This is a genomic window from Shewanella sp. LZH-2, assembly GCF_016859145.1.
GTDB classification, from domain to species: Bacteria; Pseudomonadota; Gammaproteobacteria; order Enterobacterales; family Shewanellaceae; genus Shewanella; species Shewanella xiamenensis.
The window spans coordinates 2,538,369-2,554,145 of record NZ_CP069350.1; the positions used below are offsets into that span (position 1 = coordinate 2,538,369).

The 15,777-nt window shown below is 42.8% G+C and carries 9 protein-coding genes and 1 pseudogene; 3 read left to right on the top strand and 7 right to left on the bottom strand.

Annotation, left to right across the window (positions count from 1 at the left end; translation table 11 throughout):
* Positions 1 to 14 precede the first annotated feature (14 nt).
* From JM642_RS11290 to JM642_RS11300, 3 genes are read left to right on the top strand one after another with little or no spacing between them, the layout of a single operon-like run.
* On the top strand, positions 15 to 3,263 hold the full coding sequence (locus JM642_RS11290) for a YdbH domain-containing protein (RefSeq protein WP_203431806.1): 3,249 nt from the start codon (positions 15 to 17) through the stop codon (positions 3,261 to 3,263).
* A gap of 12 nt (positions 3,264 to 3,275) precedes the next feature.
* A complete protein-coding gene (locus JM642_RS11295; protein WP_011072131.1) occupies positions 3,276 to 3,476 on the top strand; it encodes a YnbE family lipoprotein in 201 nt (66 codons plus the stop codon).
* 24 nt (positions 3,477 to 3,500) lie between these two features.
* On the top strand, positions 3,501 to 3,851 hold the full coding sequence (locus JM642_RS11300; RefSeq protein WP_203431807.1) for a YdbL family protein: 351 nt from the start codon (positions 3,501 to 3,503) through the stop codon (positions 3,849 to 3,851).
* A gap of 141 nt (positions 3,852 to 3,992) precedes the next feature.
* On the opposite strand, the gene JM642_RS11305 is transcribed toward JM642_RS11300, so the two are convergent.
* From JM642_RS11305 to pglX, 7 genes and pseudogenes are all read right to left on the bottom strand, one after another.
* The gene (locus tag JM642_RS11305; RefSeq protein WP_239000433.1) at positions 3,993 to 4,205 is read right to left on the bottom strand and encodes a DUF6538 domain-containing protein; all 213 of its coding nucleotides are present in this window, start codon (positions 4,203 to 4,205) and stop codon (positions 3,993 to 3,995) included.
* A gap of 966 nt (positions 4,206 to 5,171) precedes the next feature.
* Positions 5,172 to 6,425, bottom strand: coding sequence for a Y-family DNA polymerase (locus JM642_RS11310; RefSeq protein WP_069455069.1), 1,254 nt, complete (start codon positions 6,423 to 6,425; stop codon positions 5,172 to 5,174).
* A complete protein-coding gene (locus JM642_RS11315; RefSeq protein WP_203431808.1) occupies positions 6,413 to 6,832 on the bottom strand; it encodes a S24 family peptidase in 420 nt (139 codons plus the stop codon). The genes JM642_RS11310 and JM642_RS11315 overlap by 13 nt, the downstream gene beginning before the upstream one ends.
* A 296-nt stretch (positions 6,833 to 7,128) precedes the next feature.
* A pseudogene (locus tag JM642_RS11320) lies at positions 7,129 to 7,434 on the bottom strand (transposase); the annotation flags it as partial.
* Between the two features lie 174 nt (positions 7,435 to 7,608).
* Entirely contained in the window at positions 7,609 to 9,660 is a 2,052-nt protein-coding gene (brxL, locus tag JM642_RS11325; protein WP_203431809.1) for a protease Lon-related BREX system protein BrxL, read from the bottom strand.
* Positions 9,661 to 9,719: 59 nt separating this feature from the next.
* Positions 9,720 to 11,990 carry a PglZ domain-containing protein gene (locus JM642_RS11330; protein WP_203431810.1) on the bottom strand — a complete coding sequence of 757 codons (2,271 nt, stop codon included), beginning with the start codon at positions 11,988 to 11,990 and terminating at the stop codon, positions 9,720 to 9,722.
* Between the two features lie 12 nt (positions 11,991 to 12,002).
* Positions 12,003 to 15,776, bottom strand: a complete 3,774-nt coding sequence (gene pglX / locus JM642_RS11335) for a BREX-1 system adenine-specific DNA-methyltransferase PglX (protein WP_203431811.1) — start codon at positions 15,774 to 15,776, stop codon at positions 12,003 to 12,005.
* Position 15,777: the final 1 nt, after the last annotated feature.

Below are 15,777 nucleotides of genomic sequence, written 5' to 3' on the forward strand. Positions count from 1 at the left end.
GATATTCGACTCACATGGTTAAGACGCCAATACCACTGAAAAAGGCTAGCGCCGAACCCGCACCGCAGGCAAGCTCGGCTGCTACGTCACATTCCCAAGCGGTAGGAACTGGCGTGCCTAGACGCAAAACAACAATCAAAAAGCGCGTCAAACAAAGCCTTATCGCCACCACAGTGGCAAGTATGTTAGCGGGTATTGCGCTTACTGTATGGATTGTCAATAGTGAGACCGAAACCCTTATTCTGCGTGCCGCCAATTATGCCTTAAGCGGCATGGACAGTGAGCTGACCGATATTCGCTTAGGAAAAATGGGCTTAGCACATTGGCAAGTCAGTTCAGCCAACCTGCGCGTGCATGACTCGCACTTAGTGGTAAAAAATCTCGATATTCAACTGGCATTAAGCTGGCCCCAAAGTATTGCAGAACTACTCCAGTTGGCCCAGCTTGATGTCTTGAGCCAAAAAATCAAACGCATTAGTACAGGTGAGATTGAAGTGGAGCTCGGTCAATCACTCTTTGAGCGAAGCCCCAACATTGCCGATGAACAAACGCCCGCAATAGCGCTAAACATCAACTCATTACCCTTAATTGAGATAGGTAAAACCACACTGAAGCTAAAAGCGCAAGCCAATCACAGCGCCTATCAACTGGTGATGGAAAAACTAAGCCTTAATCATTATGGACAATTAACCACCGCCTTTAGCCATGAAGACGAGCCGCTTATCAGCTTAGCTGCAACACTCGGCAGCGATGAATGGACGTTAAAAAGTGAACTGAACATAGCGCCGCTGCTTGAGAGTCTGCATCAAATTAGCCTACGCCAAACGCCAACCAGTATTCTTAGCCAATTGATACAATGGGATCAACAATGGCAAGCGCTTGGCATGACACTGAGTGGTCAGTTAGTCTCGCAAAGTACTTTCAAGCTCCCGACGGGCGATATAAAGAGTGAGCACCAGTTTATCCAGCCGAGTGTCACTTTGGCGCATTTTGCAGACTTCACCTTAGCACCACAACCAACACTGGCGTTTAATCTCAGTGGTCCATTAGCAGCACTCAATCTAACACTCGAGCCTTTTAGCCTTGCGTTAACGCCCAATGCCGCGCAACAAGCGCTGTTATTAGATGCCCTAAATCACTCTTTGCAGTTAAATGATACTGACTATCAAGCGCTTAACACTTTACTCTCAGGGCTTAAAAGCACCCAGTCCCCGATTGGACTGGCATTCTTGATGACTGAGCCGCTGCATTATGCATTAGCAAAATCAGATGAGCCGTTAACCTTACCCGCGGTGGAATTATCCACCTTAGGCAGTAAACTCGAGACGCACATTCGCCTAACAAACACTCGCTTAAATAACAAGTACTTAACCAAAGAGTCGGATACATGGATGTTGCAAACGCAGTGGCACATCGCGCTTAAACAAAATACTCCGCTCAACTTACGTGACCTTGACTTACACAAGCGCTGGCAAGATGCACCTCAAGCGTTAAATTGGGGCTCTGGCGCTTTGCAAACTGCCGGAACGATGGCTCTTAAACAGTCAGTCCAAGGCATCGATTGGCAACTTAAGACAGCGTCCTTCTCTACTGAGTCAACGGATACACTGCAATTAACACTTAGGGATATTCAGCTAGATAAGGCAACACGAGCATCTGATCCTCAAAATAAACAAACCCAGTTGGGTTTAGGCAATATTGAGCTAAACGCCAAGGCTCCACTCACATTTAGCTCAACATCATTTTCAGCACCGGATGCGACTACCGCAGCGGGGAGTCAATTTGCGCTTAACTTACCTCCAATGTCACTCACGCTGGCACAACTGCGTTTTAGCCAAGCGGTAGAAACACTTGCAATAGCCAATACCCATGCACAACACCAAACGCAGGCCTTAAATAACAGCACAAAAACCAGTCTGAGTAGCCGCAGCGATATAACAGTGCAGGATTTTTCCCTTGGAGTATCACAGGGGGTAGCAGTGAATTTCTCGAGCCAAGCCCCTTTTTTAACAGCGATTCAATCGAGCCAAATCAAAAATACACTCCACTGGCAAGCCAAACAGTTATCAATTGAAAAGCAGCTCTCGACGAAGGGACGTACACGTAAACAAACTGTGCTTAAGCTGGATAACTTAGCCCTAGTGCAAGATTTACATTGGAAAAATAGCACGCTTATCGGCGATGAACACTGGCAAGTCGGCAATGTTCAACTACAAAGCCATCACCAATTGCAGTTCGCCAATACAAACTTGCCACTGCTGTTAACTGGCCAGTGGGTTGTCGATACCAGCATGACAGAGGCACTATCTTTGCTTAATCAAACCCAGCCGTTACCCGCTGAGTTTAATATGACCGGACATAACCAATTACAGGCACAATTTAAGCTGACACATCAGCCCGAACAAACCCAATTTGCGATGCAAATTACCCAATCGATGACCGAGCTTGAAGGTTTTTACAAAGACATTCTCTTCGAGGGCGGTAAATTACAGGCCCAATGCGAGTTCACTTGGGAACAATCCTATAAAACGCCGCAAGCGTCAGGCTATTTCAGCAGTTTAAGTCGACTGAACTGCCCGCAGACCATGATAAACTTTAACTTGTTTGATCCCGGCTTCCCCTTGACCGATATCGAAGTAGAGGCCGATATTGTCCTAGGCAAAGATGCAGAGAAGCTTCCCGACAATTGGTTGCAACAACTCACGGGTTTAAGTGATACCGACGTGTCGATGACCGCCAAGGGTAAAGTATTGAACGGCCAATTTTTACTACCGGATTTTAATTTAAAACTACAGGATAAATCCCACGCTTACTTGTTATTGCAGGGCATGAATCTTGAAGAAGTACTTCGAATTCAACCCCAAATTGGCATCTATGCTGATGGCATATTCGATGGCGTGTTACCCGTGGACTTAGTCGATGGTAAAGTGTCGATCAGCGGCGGCCAATTAGCGGCCCGCGCCCCAGGCGGTTTAATTGCCATATCTGGCAATCCGGCTGTCGATCAAATGCGCCAATCACAACCTTATCTCGACTTTGTATTTTCGGCACTCGAACACTTAGAATACAGCCAGTTATCCAGTAGTTTCGATATGGATCAAACTGGCGATGCCAACCTATTAGTGGAAGTCAAAGGTCGCAGCAAAGGGATTGAACGCCCTATCCACTTGAATTACTCTCATGAAGAGAACATGCTGCAATTATTCAGGAGCCTTCAGATTGGTAACAATCTGCAGGATAGAATCGAAAAATCCGTGAAGTAAAAGGAACCCTCAGTGAAGATCATTCAATTACAGCAAGTTAGTTTAGGTGCATTGCTGCTACTGGGCACATTGCAAGGCTGTGCGCCTACAGTAAAAATTGAACCGCCGGATAAACCGATTGTGATTAATCTCAATGTGAAAATTGAACACGAGATAAAAATCAAAGTGGACAAGGAGCTAGACCAGCTTCTGTCAGATGATAAGTTGTTCTAATCACAAAGAATTAAGGAATATACGATGAAATCAATGTCACTCAAGACCCTGCTACAAAAGCCAACATTACTCCTGTTGCTCGGCCTAGGTTTATTCAGCTTAAACGCCTTTGCCATGTCATTGCAGGAAGCCAAATCCCAAGGTTACTTAGGTGAGCAACTCAATGGCTATTTAGGTCTAGTGCAAAATAATAGCGATGCCAAAGCCGTGATGGATGAAGTCAACAACAAGCGCCGCGCCCACTACGAAACCATCGCCAAAAAGAATAATATTTCTGCCGCTGATGTCGCCAAATTAGCTGGTGAAAAAGCCATCGCTGCTACAGACAAAGGCAACTATGTGCAAAATGCTCAAGGCAAATGGGTTAAGAAATAGCCTGTTTTAATGACAATTGAGCACCGACTAAACCCATCGAAGAACGCCTGCAATTGCAGGCGTTTTGTTTATCGAGATCGACCGCCACGTGCATGGTAATCCTCCTGATGGCTTTGCTCCCTCAAACTAACAGTGCTGGTATTATTTCTGCTCTTTTTCTTGACGTAACAAAGCTATGGCTGACTCAAACTCCACAATCACACCACCCGCAGTTGTTTTAGCTTCATAGGCATCCTTAGTCCCTAGACTTCGTTTTAGCTCTACTTTGCCATCAAGGAACGGACGTAAATGCACTGAAATTTCCTTACGGATTTTCCAGATCCCAGACTTTAGATCGTGGTATGGTTGAGTCATAAATGCCATCGTTTTGTACCACCCTTTTGTACCACCTTAAGGTGCCAAAGGTTGGTGAGCCATTGGATTTAGCAACTATAATTCATAGGTTATGATAGAAAAGAAAAAACCGACCATGTGATCGGGTTCTTAGAATGTGGCGGTGAGAGAGGGAGTCTACTTCATGATATAACGTATTGAAAAATATAATCAATATAAGTCAAATACAGGGCTGCATTACTTTTTGCATTACTTCTGATTTTTGATATTTTCTTCAATTAGACCAATGACTTACCCTGGGAATCCGACTCCTCAATTTTAGTTCAAAACAACAACATAACCAATTGAATTCATTGGTTTTTACCGACTTATTGGGAAGTCAATAAAAATTTAACTACAACTAACACTAGTCGCCATATTTAACTGTTTTGCACACATCTGTGATTTATTTTGATGGCTTAATGCCAAGATCTTACATTGCTTGAGTAACGGCACTTTATCACTAAAAGGCAAGCATGAGATACTGCTTGCATGTGTTTAATTTTAAGTGTGTAACAATAAACATGCCATATAACTAACCATCGATCTCATTTGCTTTGGCTATCACCTCTTTTTGTTTTTGAATCGCCTCTTCGATAACTTTTTCAAAAAAATCACTTTTTTCCCCTGGATGATGCGTTGCGCACAAAATCAGAGAAAACTGTCGATTTGACCTTGCGACGCTTGATAATCATTAATACCTCCCAAAATCTGCAACAACTTAGATAACCATTATGACGTGGAAAAATTTCAACAGTTAACCACTTGTAAATATACAATAATTATTAATAATAATATCTTAAACCCATAATTTATTCATTATTTTTCACGAATAGCCACTTTGTGCATCAGCCAGTATCAAAGGTGTCTTTCAGCGGTAATTAAAAGCCGATAGTGTTGTAATTCAAGACTCGTGTTACTTTCCTTGAAGGTAACCTCAGCCTGACTCTAGCACTTAATCTGTGGCAAACATCCCCAGTCTGTAGTGTACTGCGGGGTAAGTAGTTCGCGACGCATGGTCCATTTTTGATCAATGCCTTGGGCGGCGAGGAATAAGGTATCGCTACCATAGCGGTGGTTAACACTATCGAGGGTGCGCATTAGCTGAGGATTAGCGGAGGGTGCATTGAATAGGTCAAACTGGCGGTGTTTCTCGCTGACTAAATCTAACAAGCCCACACCGATTTTATAATAGCGCACCCCTTGCCTAAACAATTTAGGGGCGGCCGCGCTCATTGCGTGGGTGAGCTCGGCGCTGCAATTTGTGGCACATGGAAAGTTAACTAATGTTTTAGCGCCTGTTGGCTGCTCATCATAGGGAGAATTATTAGCGAACAGCAGCATGGTTTTACATAACGAACCTTGCCTTCTGGCTTTGGCGGCAGCAATGCCAATATGCTTACTTAAGGCTTGGTGGAGTTGTTGGTAATCGGTGATGCGTTCACCCACACTGCGAGTCGAGAAGATTTGCTTTTTATCTGCCCTTGCCTCATCCCATTGTTTACATGCTTGGCCGTTGAGTTCTCTTACGGTGCGTTCAATCTCGATATTAAATTGTTTGCGGGCGAGTCCGGCCGGCATTCTTGCCAGATCATAAGCGGTATTAATTTCCATTAGTTCCAGCTTTTTACTGATGCGGCGACCAATCCCCCATACCTCGCCCACTTCTACCGACTTTAAAATAGTGAGTCGGTCTGGCTCATTATCTATTACGCAAACACCGTTATAACCGGGTAATTTTTTGGCTGCGTGGTTTGCCAGCTTGGCCAACGTTAAGGTCGCGCCTATACCTACACATACAGGTAAGCGTGCTTCTTTCCACACTGCACGGCGAATTAACTGCCCTTGTTCATATAGAGACTTGATCGCAGGGCAATGCTTAAAAGATAAAAAACTCTCGTCAATGGAATACACATGCTGCTCTGGAGCAAAGCGGCCGATAATACTCATCATCTTGGTGGATAGATCGGCATAGAGTTCATAATTGCTTGAGCAGGCAATCACCCCTAACTTTTGGCATTGTTCCTTTAACTGAAAATAAGGTGCAAATTTGGGGATCCCTAACTCCTTTGCTTGACGATTAGCTGCCACGATGCAGCCATCGTTATTGCTAAGGACGATCATCGGTTTGCCACGCCAGTCCGGACGAAACACCTGCTCAGCGCTGCAATAAAAGCTATTGGCATCAACTAGAGCATACATTTTAAATTAGCTAAAGTCGGGTTTTGGCGGTAAAAACGGATTGAACTCACTACGACACCTTCTATGCTGAAGGTGTCGTAATCATGGATAGGTTGAGGCTGAAACTGCTCGTTTGCGGATAGCAGTAAGCGGCGAGTTTTATCGATAATTTTACACACAAACTCGCCGTTATAATTGGCAACAATCACATCACCATCACGGGCCGTTTCATGGCGATCGACTATCAACAAGTCACCAAAATAAATGCCAACGCCCTGCATTGAATCCCCCCGAGCAAACCCCATAAAGGTCGCGTTTGGATGAATAATCAGGAGTTGATCTAAACTCAGGCCAAGCTGGCGATACTCTTCTGCAGGGCTTTCAAACCCTGTGAGCCCTGCACTTGCATAGATTGGTATGATACGCATAACTAACACCACTGGTTAAATATACAGTGATTTTAGCAGTAATCATGCGGCTGGCAAGTTTAACTCTGAGAAATAAATCGCAACCCACTATAAAACAAAATAAAACACTTAGGCTTGCCTTTAAGTAACCAAAAATCACTTAGCAGCTAAAAAGCTGACAAGGCAGGATTCAAATCGATGAGGATGGGCTAAATTGTGCTATTTAACTGAAAAATGGTGTTTTTTTAGCAAGCTTCCCCCAAACCATTGTCTGGTTAGCTGTTTTAAAAGGGAAAGCCAATAAAATAGACTTTAGGTCAGCCTGCTTTGAGGTGCTGGCAGCATTTAGCAAAATGCCGTCGTCGCTTCTCTAAGTGCTCGCAGTAATCAGTCAGTTTTTGCAAGGTTCCCACTGGGCCATGAAACAACTTGCCAAATTCAGTGGTGAGCTTAAGCCAGTTGTCTTGCTGGATATTCAATTTTGTCAGTAGCTTGGCGCTATGTTCGCTGATGACACCTCGTTTGTCATTGCGGATGATTCGGCCTGTATAATCCACCAATTGAAGGTAGTCCGTTAATGAAAACGCAATGCCATTGGGCTGGTTGTCGCATTCATTACCAACTCTTTTTGAAAAAATCATAGATTGGTCGCTAATGATTCGCGGTCTTGCGACATATATCCTGCACCTTGTAGCGCCCAAATGAGATCCAAATTGACGCCTTACTATCCTAAGACGTCTGCAAAGGACGTCGTCATTACAACAAGCGTCCTTTCCCACACCATCACATCAACCAAACTAATCCAACAATATCGCCTTTTGCATCAGCATCTGGTTGTTCTGGTAAAACGGCACATCGGTATGGCCTAGAACGCTTGCAGGTAAATTCGCAAGCTCTGACAGGTTATCCATTGGAACCACAACAGACTTGGCACCATTCTCAGAAAGCATGGTGATCTTGTCTGCGAAGTTAATGGCTCTCTCGATGGCACCACCTACAGAGATGTTGCCGAGGACCGCTAAGCCGGGTTTTAAGTTCTTCTTGTACAACGCCGACACTATCGCGATATATACGGCTGAACCAATACCAGTCGAAACTGATGCACCTAGCATATTGGTGACCTGAACAGTGATATCGTAATTTTTCAGCGAATGCTGTTCACTTAAAATGGTCTTTTCGTTGGCTTTGATGTACTGATAAGTGTTTTTAATATTTTCTTTAACCGGCATGCTGCTCACACCGGAAATGTTCAACTTGCCAGAACCTGAGGTACTCACCACTTCAATCCGCACCAATGCCACGTTGTCACCATCGCTGGTACTGGTGTAACAAACACCCGGTGGTAACGGTGTGCTTTGAATTAAATGAGAACCTTTCTCTTCTGGCAAACCAACGAAATGCTCTTCCTGGGTTTCTTTATCAATGTATGAAAAATTGGTATCCCAAAATTCCATACCACCAATTCGTTTTAGTTGCTCTTTGACCCGACGTCGCATCTCCAGTGCAATTTCCAAATACTCACGAACATCGTCTTTAGTGTATTCACCGTCCGGATGCAGCAGCTTAATTAAACCGGAAACAGTTTTTTTCACAGGTTTGGTATCACGCTGCTTTAAGTGCGCACCAAGTGAGAAAAAGTTTTCGATTGCATCGGTATAAGTCACGCGGCGGAAAGACTTGAGCGCTTCAGAAAAGTAATCCGTACTAAAGCCAAAATTCGAAGTGAAATGCTTCGGAGCGAACTTAATCATCTCCCAACCTGGCAAATAGAAATGAATACGGTCCAAAAATGCCGTATCGTTATTCACCTCATCTGAAAGCGGACTAAACAAATGAGACGTCTGCAGCACAGTTTCAACCGGCTGGTTAATGTTGCCGTTTAAAATAATCGACGCAACACCAGTTATTTCACCACCAGAACCGGCACGAGAAAACGAACCGGATTCCATATAATCTTTCATTAATGGTACAGCGTCTTTTTCTTTAAAAATTTTATCGGTGGCTTCGTCGAAACAGATCGCATCCCACTGGCCAACAGCCCCCACTTTGCCAGTTGAACCATGCACAAATAGCTTTGCTACCGTGCCTTGGCCACCAGAAATCAGTACGGCATAAGGCGTAAGCTCTTTAAATACAAAGGATTTACCGGTCGAACGTGGGCCAAGCTCAATAAAGTTGAAATTACTTTCTACCATTGGCAATAAACGCGCCAGTAATAGCATTTTGACGCGGTCCGTCATGCCTTCGGCAGTAGGTTCATAACCGCAGCTGCGCAATAAGATATCCAACCATTCAGGCTTAGTGAATTCGCGACGTTTACTGACGATCTTGCCATTATCAAACTTAGACAGCTGAATAGGCTTGATACTCGTCACTACAAACGGGTAGATATGCTGACCAATTTTGATGTTTGGGTCATATTCCACATCGATAATGGCCCAAATGCCGCCCATCAGCATTTTCTCATGTTCTTTTACGAGGTCATCACGGATGTTGCCGTTGACGATATTGCTGTTTTGCAGTTTCGCCCAATAAATGTCTTTTTTGGAATCCAGTTCGACCGAGATTTTATCAATAATTTTATAGCGGCCTTTTTCACGGATCTTCGAGTGGATCAGCGAACTTTCTTCTGGATTGACATAGTGTTCGCTAAGAATTTTCTTAACGTTATCCATGCCTTCCTTAATTTTATCTTCATCATCAGTCGAGCAGGAATTCGCAATTAAATACTCCAGTACAAACACCGGCACGTTGGCACCGACTTTCACCATCCGTACTAAGTCTTTTTTCACCACATAGCCGCGAAAGTGGTCCAGCAATTTGATATCTAATTCATTTAAAATGGCCATGCCAATTCCTTACTCAAATTCTTCGACGATTGCACATAAAGGCAAACTGACAATATTCATCAAAACAGCCCGCCTAAATCACGATCGTTGTTCTTTTGTATTGTGATCCGGTCGAGTTGTTGTTTGGTGATGGCATCCACCACTTGCATCTCAAGTTCATCGTGGCCATCAAAGGTGAACTCTTTAAGCGCTGTTTCGCCATTCTGCATTGTGAAAATATCGCTTTTACTGACTTGATGCTGATTTGCAAAAAACAGCAGCATGACTTTACGCTCTTGTGTAAACAAGTTGATGGCTTCACTGCTGGCCAGCAGTTTGATTTGGAATAGTTCACCAGTAACACTCACCAAATCCTTTTTGTTGGATATGGCAATATTGAGTGCACCAATGCTGTCGGTTTCACGCTCCCAACAAAAGTAAGGCGTAACCAATTCCTGCGGTGCAAGACCACCATGCGCAAAGCCATAAGTGCCAGGTGTCTTAAATGGATTCATGCTGCGCGCGAAATACAGATAATTGAATTCTTTGTAGCTTTTAGCTACTTCGATAAAATTCGGTTTCAGCTGCGGCTGCTTGTCAGTGGTCCAGATAAAACGCTCATCGATATAGTGGTTGCCAATCGGTTTCACGGCGATCTTTTCCGATTCGCTCAGTAAACCGGTTAGCACAAAACCATGGTCGGTAATTAAATACACCTTGGCATAACCAATTTGTAATAGCTGGGTGATTTTGGCCGCAAAAAAGTCGATAGATTCCGGAAAATATTTCAGCGCTTTGCTATTGAGCTTATCGCCCATATCGTCGATGTCTTTGTAAGTGCAAATCAGCACCTGACCGGCGAGTGGTACATCCGACACTTCATCAAGCCGTGTAAAATCGATATTCACACCACTGTGTTGCTCAACTAAATACTTCTCTCGCTTGGCCTGCACTGCTTCGACCACGCCATTTGCCATATAAATATGGCTCATGTTGTTTTCTGTCTCAGAAGGCACGTCAGCTAAAATGTGCGCTTTGCTCAGCTTGCACTGTGTACCATCGCGAAATACCTTTGCCGCCACTTGCTCAGCTATCTCATAGGCCACACCATCGCCGACAATCACGGCGATTTTTTTACTGCTATTTGCCTCAATCAACCGCTTTAAAATCCCGGTTTGGTTCTCTTGGTATTGACCGAAATTGTTAAACCACTTATCAAAAAACAAGCTGACATATTCTTTGTAAAGCTCCTGGAATGGCCCCAGTAACTCAGGTTGCTGTAAAAACTGGGTATATAAATTGCGGATCGCGGTGTCGAGCGGTGCAATATGCTTTTTATAAAACTCGACACACTCGGAAAAATCACTCAGGTAGCTCATATCCTTAGCGTCGAATTCCAGCAAGGCAATCACATCGCCCCAGAAAGTGATCCCCAAGGCTTGTGCTGGTTTACTCTGATGCCGCTGCTTCAAACAAGCCAAAAATTGACTGCGTTCCGTCTGTTGCAGCGACTTATTGTTTAGCTTTTGGCCTAACTGCTTTAACCAAGCTTCATCGACTTTTACAAAAGGGTGATCAGGGTGCACTTGCCAGATCTCGACCGTTTTATCGAGTGAGTGTTTTTGCAGATAAGCGTCAAATGATGTTTTATAACTGACCGAGTCCAGCCAGGTGCGATACATAGCAAGCAAACTTTTATGGCAGTTATTGGAAACTAACCCCTTTAACAGTGCATTCACCACCTCAGTCGCCAGTGTCGAGGGAGGTTTAGCAATAAACTGCTGGCCCAATAGCTCGTTCACCTTCCGATAAAAGGTTTCCATTAACTGCGCATCAAATTTCTCTTTGGCGTAGCGTTCTGGGGCATGGACAAACGGCAACAGCTCTTTATCTAAATCGAAAATTTCAGACGCGCCCTTATGGCTGACATCCAACCAATACGATTGATCTTTGCCAACACTCACTTTCGCGGCCGCAATCAGTTCGTCTTTGGGTAAATTGATATTTAAGTTCAGTGTTTGATGTACTTTCTGCTTGATGTAATTCGGCAAGCTATGAATTTCGACGCCACCATAAACCTCAAAGTACTCACGAACAAAACTTAATTTATTTAAAGGTTGCTGGGTATAAATCAGCTGCTTTGTACCCTGAGCGTTGTTGTGTTGCAGTGCTCTTTCAATGCGATATTTCGCCTCCAACTCAGAAAGCTCATTATTGGTGAAGTAAACCACATAATCGCTTGGTAAGGCTTTTAATAAAAACTCAGCTTCGCCACTGTCGTCAATCAATACAGCCACCGGATAGTGGTTATAAATTTTGGCTAAATCAGCTTTTAACCAGCTATCAATCATCGTGAGGTATCCTTACCAATCGGCATTTAAATATTTTGTCAGCTGACCAGCATTAAGCACGTCATAAGCCAACATTTTCTTTTTCTGTAACGGGGCAATATTTTTACCGACACCGTCATCCAATACTGGGTTGTAGCCTTCAGCTAGTAGCTCGTCGATTTTCACCTTAAAAGACTCGATTTCTTTAAGCTGCTTAAAAATGGTGTCTAGCTCGGATTGCTCTTTTGCTGATAACTGTGGTTTTCCTTGCAGGTCTGTTTGACGATTTACCAATGACCGTTCACGATTCTCAATATACCGAGACCGTAATTGCATTAGTTTATCGCGGTTCCACTTATAAATTATGATGTAACAATCAAAGCCTTGTTCTGGTCCGCTGGTTAAGTGCCAGATAAATGGAGTCTTGGGCAAATACATAAACAGGTTCAAGTGATCTGAAAGCTCTGCAAAGAACTGCTTGCTTAGGTAGTCATTGATTGGCCGCCCCAGCACAGAATCAAAGCTTGAGTATTGAGCAGTACTAAATCCTTTCTCGAGAAACTTTTCTTCGATACGATCAAGAAGCACTTTCTCACCGGCATTTGGCACCAGAGGAATGATGCCATCTTCATCTTCCATCAGTATCTCACGGATCATATCAGCCAAAAATTCCATAGCTAAAGTCTGCATACGCTGCTTAGGGATTACTTTGCTTTGCTTGAACCAATACCAGACGTTTATAGGGTTGATTTGGTGACGGATGCAAAACTCTTCCAAATCATTGTTCTTCTGGTAAAGACCGGCAAAATGACTTTCAATAACTTCACGTTTTTCAGGAGAAAATTCAATGACAGGGAGTGAATGGATAAACTCGCTTGTAATTGTGACAGTGAAGTTTTCTAACTCATTAGTATTCGATATGAATTCTTCTCTAGCTTTAGAACAAACAGGCAATCCCCCCACGCTATGACCTTGCTTAGCTAGAACCATCTTTTTGTCATTTTCAGTCAAATTATATAATTTGAAAACTTCCTCATCGACCATAGCTTCCTGAACCAAGACCCTAGATAAGATTGCATTTTCATAATTTAGGAAGTCTTTAATGCTATTTCTTATTGTTCCTTGAAAAAACATATCAATAGGTGAATTTGAATAACGCATTTCAATTAGTGAAAAACGCTCTAGATGTTGATAGATTGAAATATTACTTTCACTTAAAGACTTAAGATATCCAATAGACTCACTCGTTGGCGGCGCAAGAGGAATTCTCTTTACATCATTTGGCTGTTTGTTAACAGTAGGATTAAGACAATCAGCCATATAAAAAGCTAGCTTCGAATTTAAAACGGATAGCGCATAAAAGACATCGAACTGCGGAAATACAGCTGAAGACCCCATATCAAAAAGCACATTTTTTTCTAAAAAACGGAAACAAACGCCTTTTTGTCCACTTCCAGAATAATTGATACCTTCACTGAAGGATATATCTTCTGGAGGAATGTTGTAACTATTTTGTTTCTTAATGTAACTACAGTTATTATTCCAGTCTACGCATAACCAATTGTTTCCTTGCCACTTTTTAAATTTCCCTCCTTTAGTGTACAAAACCCATTTTTTGTCACCAATTCCATCATAAATATCTTTCCTATCAACTTCCCACCATAATCTTAAGGCTCCATTGTTATTTCCTGTTTTAACACCAGAAACAACATCAGCAACTTTATGAAGCGGAGATTTTGTGAATTTTTCTCTGAGATCTTCACTTATCCAATAGATAAATGGCAAACTTTCAATTAATAGAAACTCACTTTGAAAAATCTTGAATACCTGACTATTCTCGACATCGCGAACAATATCTGATAAAGCGTTGGTGAAACTTTCTTTTTTGTGCTTTTCTTGAATTCTAGTATCCACATCAATAAATATCGATTTTTTATCATTTCTATTATTTTTACTAAGTACATAGAAACAATTCGAGTCAAGTAGAACATCACCACCAAACAAATTCACTCTGTCCAAACCGTAGTCGACCAAGATCTCCAGATGCAAATTATTAATGATAAACTTACGAACGCCATCAAATGTTTTAATAAACATAAACGTATTCGGATGAACCATGGCTATATATCCATCACGACTGGTTAATTCGAAACACCGTTTCATGAAAGCACTGTAAAGATTTGTATGGAATTTGGATGTTTTTTTAAAATTTGTATCGACAAATACCCTTAAATCTGGACCAAAGTCACCACTATCTGTGTACGGCGGATTAGCGGTTGCTACGTCGTATTCAGTAGTTAACAGCTCTAAGAATGTAATCGCGTCTCGTGTTTTGCCACTTAAGAAAGTATTGCGCTCTGTTCGAGCATACTGCTCTACCGCAGCAAATAAGTTTGCAAAGAAGTTTTCTGCGAATTCTTGGTGGTCAGCATAATCTGCCGCTGCAAAGAGATCCCCTTCAACAATTTTCTTTTTTAACTTTTGTGTCGAATCAAACGTTTCACCAAGCGCACGTTCTTTTACTTGAGATAGCTGTTCCTTTAACTCTTTATCAATATGAATCAGCGAGCCAAACTTATAGGCTTGCATGAGATCAGCCCATACTTTCTCTATAAATTCCCGCTGCTGAGCCGACACCAAATTGCCTTTTTCGAAGATATGCTTCACTTCTGCATACTCAGGCAGATAGAAGTCGGACGATACCACCTTGAAATGCAGCTCACCGACTGTACGGCGCTTTTTCTTGGCTTTGATAAATAAGCCTAGCTGTGCTAACTGGATAGCGCGATCGTCTAGGTCTATGCCGTGCAGGTTGTTTTCAATAATGATTTTAGGGATGTCTTTTTCATCATAGTCTGCACCATAGTTTTCAATTTGGTCCAGATAAAGCTCGTAATAGAAGTCAAAGGCATACAATAAAAAGTTACCCGAGCCACAAGCTGGATCAATAGTGCGCACCTCATGAAGTGGCTTTGGCTTTCTGGTTTGGGTAACAGGTGCATTAGCAATTTTATAACGCTGTTTTATTTCTGAATGAGGGTACATCTCGAGGTACATTTTACCCAGAGAGTTTTCCACCAAGAATTGTACCACCCAACGCGGCGTATACACCTGCGATTGCAGTGATACCTTGTTGTATTCGGTTTTTGCTTTGTTATTTTTCTGATCGTCTTTGAATTTCGCCTTTTTCTTGTTGTTGTAGCTTTCGTACATCCAACCGAGAACATCATCACTTTGCCAGATAGTCTCTTCTGAAGATTCGTTCGCTTGAACGTCAGTATCAACCGCATTAAAGGCGTCAATAATATCGTTTAAACTTATGGCATCAGGTAAAAGCGCATAGGGGTAAGCTTTGCTATACAGCGGCAACGTTTGGCCAAGTTCATCAAAAGCTGCTTTTAAATAATCTCGAATACCTTCAAGCTCAGCTGTACGCATCTCTGGATTGGCTTCCAGCCAGGCTTTATGGCCAAAAGAGCGGTCACCATGTTCTTTTTGTTTAGTTAAAACAGGCGGAAATAGGCTTGCCGCTTCCATAACTTTTATTGCGGCTAAACGGTTAAACAGCGTAAACGTCAGCTCGTCCAGTAGCTTTTCCCGAGCACTTTCGTAACTGCCGGTTTCACCAATATGGTTATCCAGCATTGCCACAAAGCGTTGGCGTTTGCTTTGCACTTCTTCAGGCAATCGCTGTACTTGCTCTGCATCCATTTGCTTAGTTTTGCTAAAGCCCAATCGGGCAAATTGTTTATCAAATGCCGCTTCAATCAATTCTCTTAAATGGTCGACGTGTTCTGCTAATTTCATG

Excerpts from the sequence above, each read along its gene's own strand:
- JM642_RS11290 (WP_203431806.1), top strand. The coding sequence starts at position 15 with ATGGTTAAGACGCCAATACCACTGAAAAAGGCTAGCGCCGAACCCGCA.
- JM642_RS11300 (WP_203431807.1), top strand. The coding sequence starts at position 3,501 with ATGAAATCAATGTCACTCAAGACCCTGCTACAAAAGCCAACATTACTC.
- JM642_RS11305 (WP_239000433.1), bottom strand. The coding sequence starts at position 4,205 with ATGACTCAACCATACCACGATCTAAAGTCTGGGATCTGGAAAATCCGT.
- JM642_RS11310 (WP_069455069.1), bottom strand. The coding sequence starts at position 6,425 with ATGTATGCTCTAGTTGATGCCAATAGCTTTTATTGCAGCGCTGAGCAG.
- JM642_RS11315 (WP_203431808.1), bottom strand. The coding sequence starts at position 6,832 with ATGCGTATCATACCAATCTATGCAAGTGCAGGGCTCACAGGGTTTGAA.
- brxL (WP_203431809.1), bottom strand. The coding sequence starts at position 9,660 with ATGGCCATTTTAAATGAATTAGATATCAAATTGCTGGACCACTTTCGC.
- JM642_RS11330 (WP_203431810.1), bottom strand. The coding sequence starts at position 11,990 with ATGATTGATAGCTGGTTAAAAGCTGATTTAGCCAAAATTTATAACCAC.
- pglX (WP_203431811.1), bottom strand. The coding sequence starts at position 15,776 with ATGAAATTAGCAGAACACGTCGACCATTTAAGAGAATTGATTGAAGCG.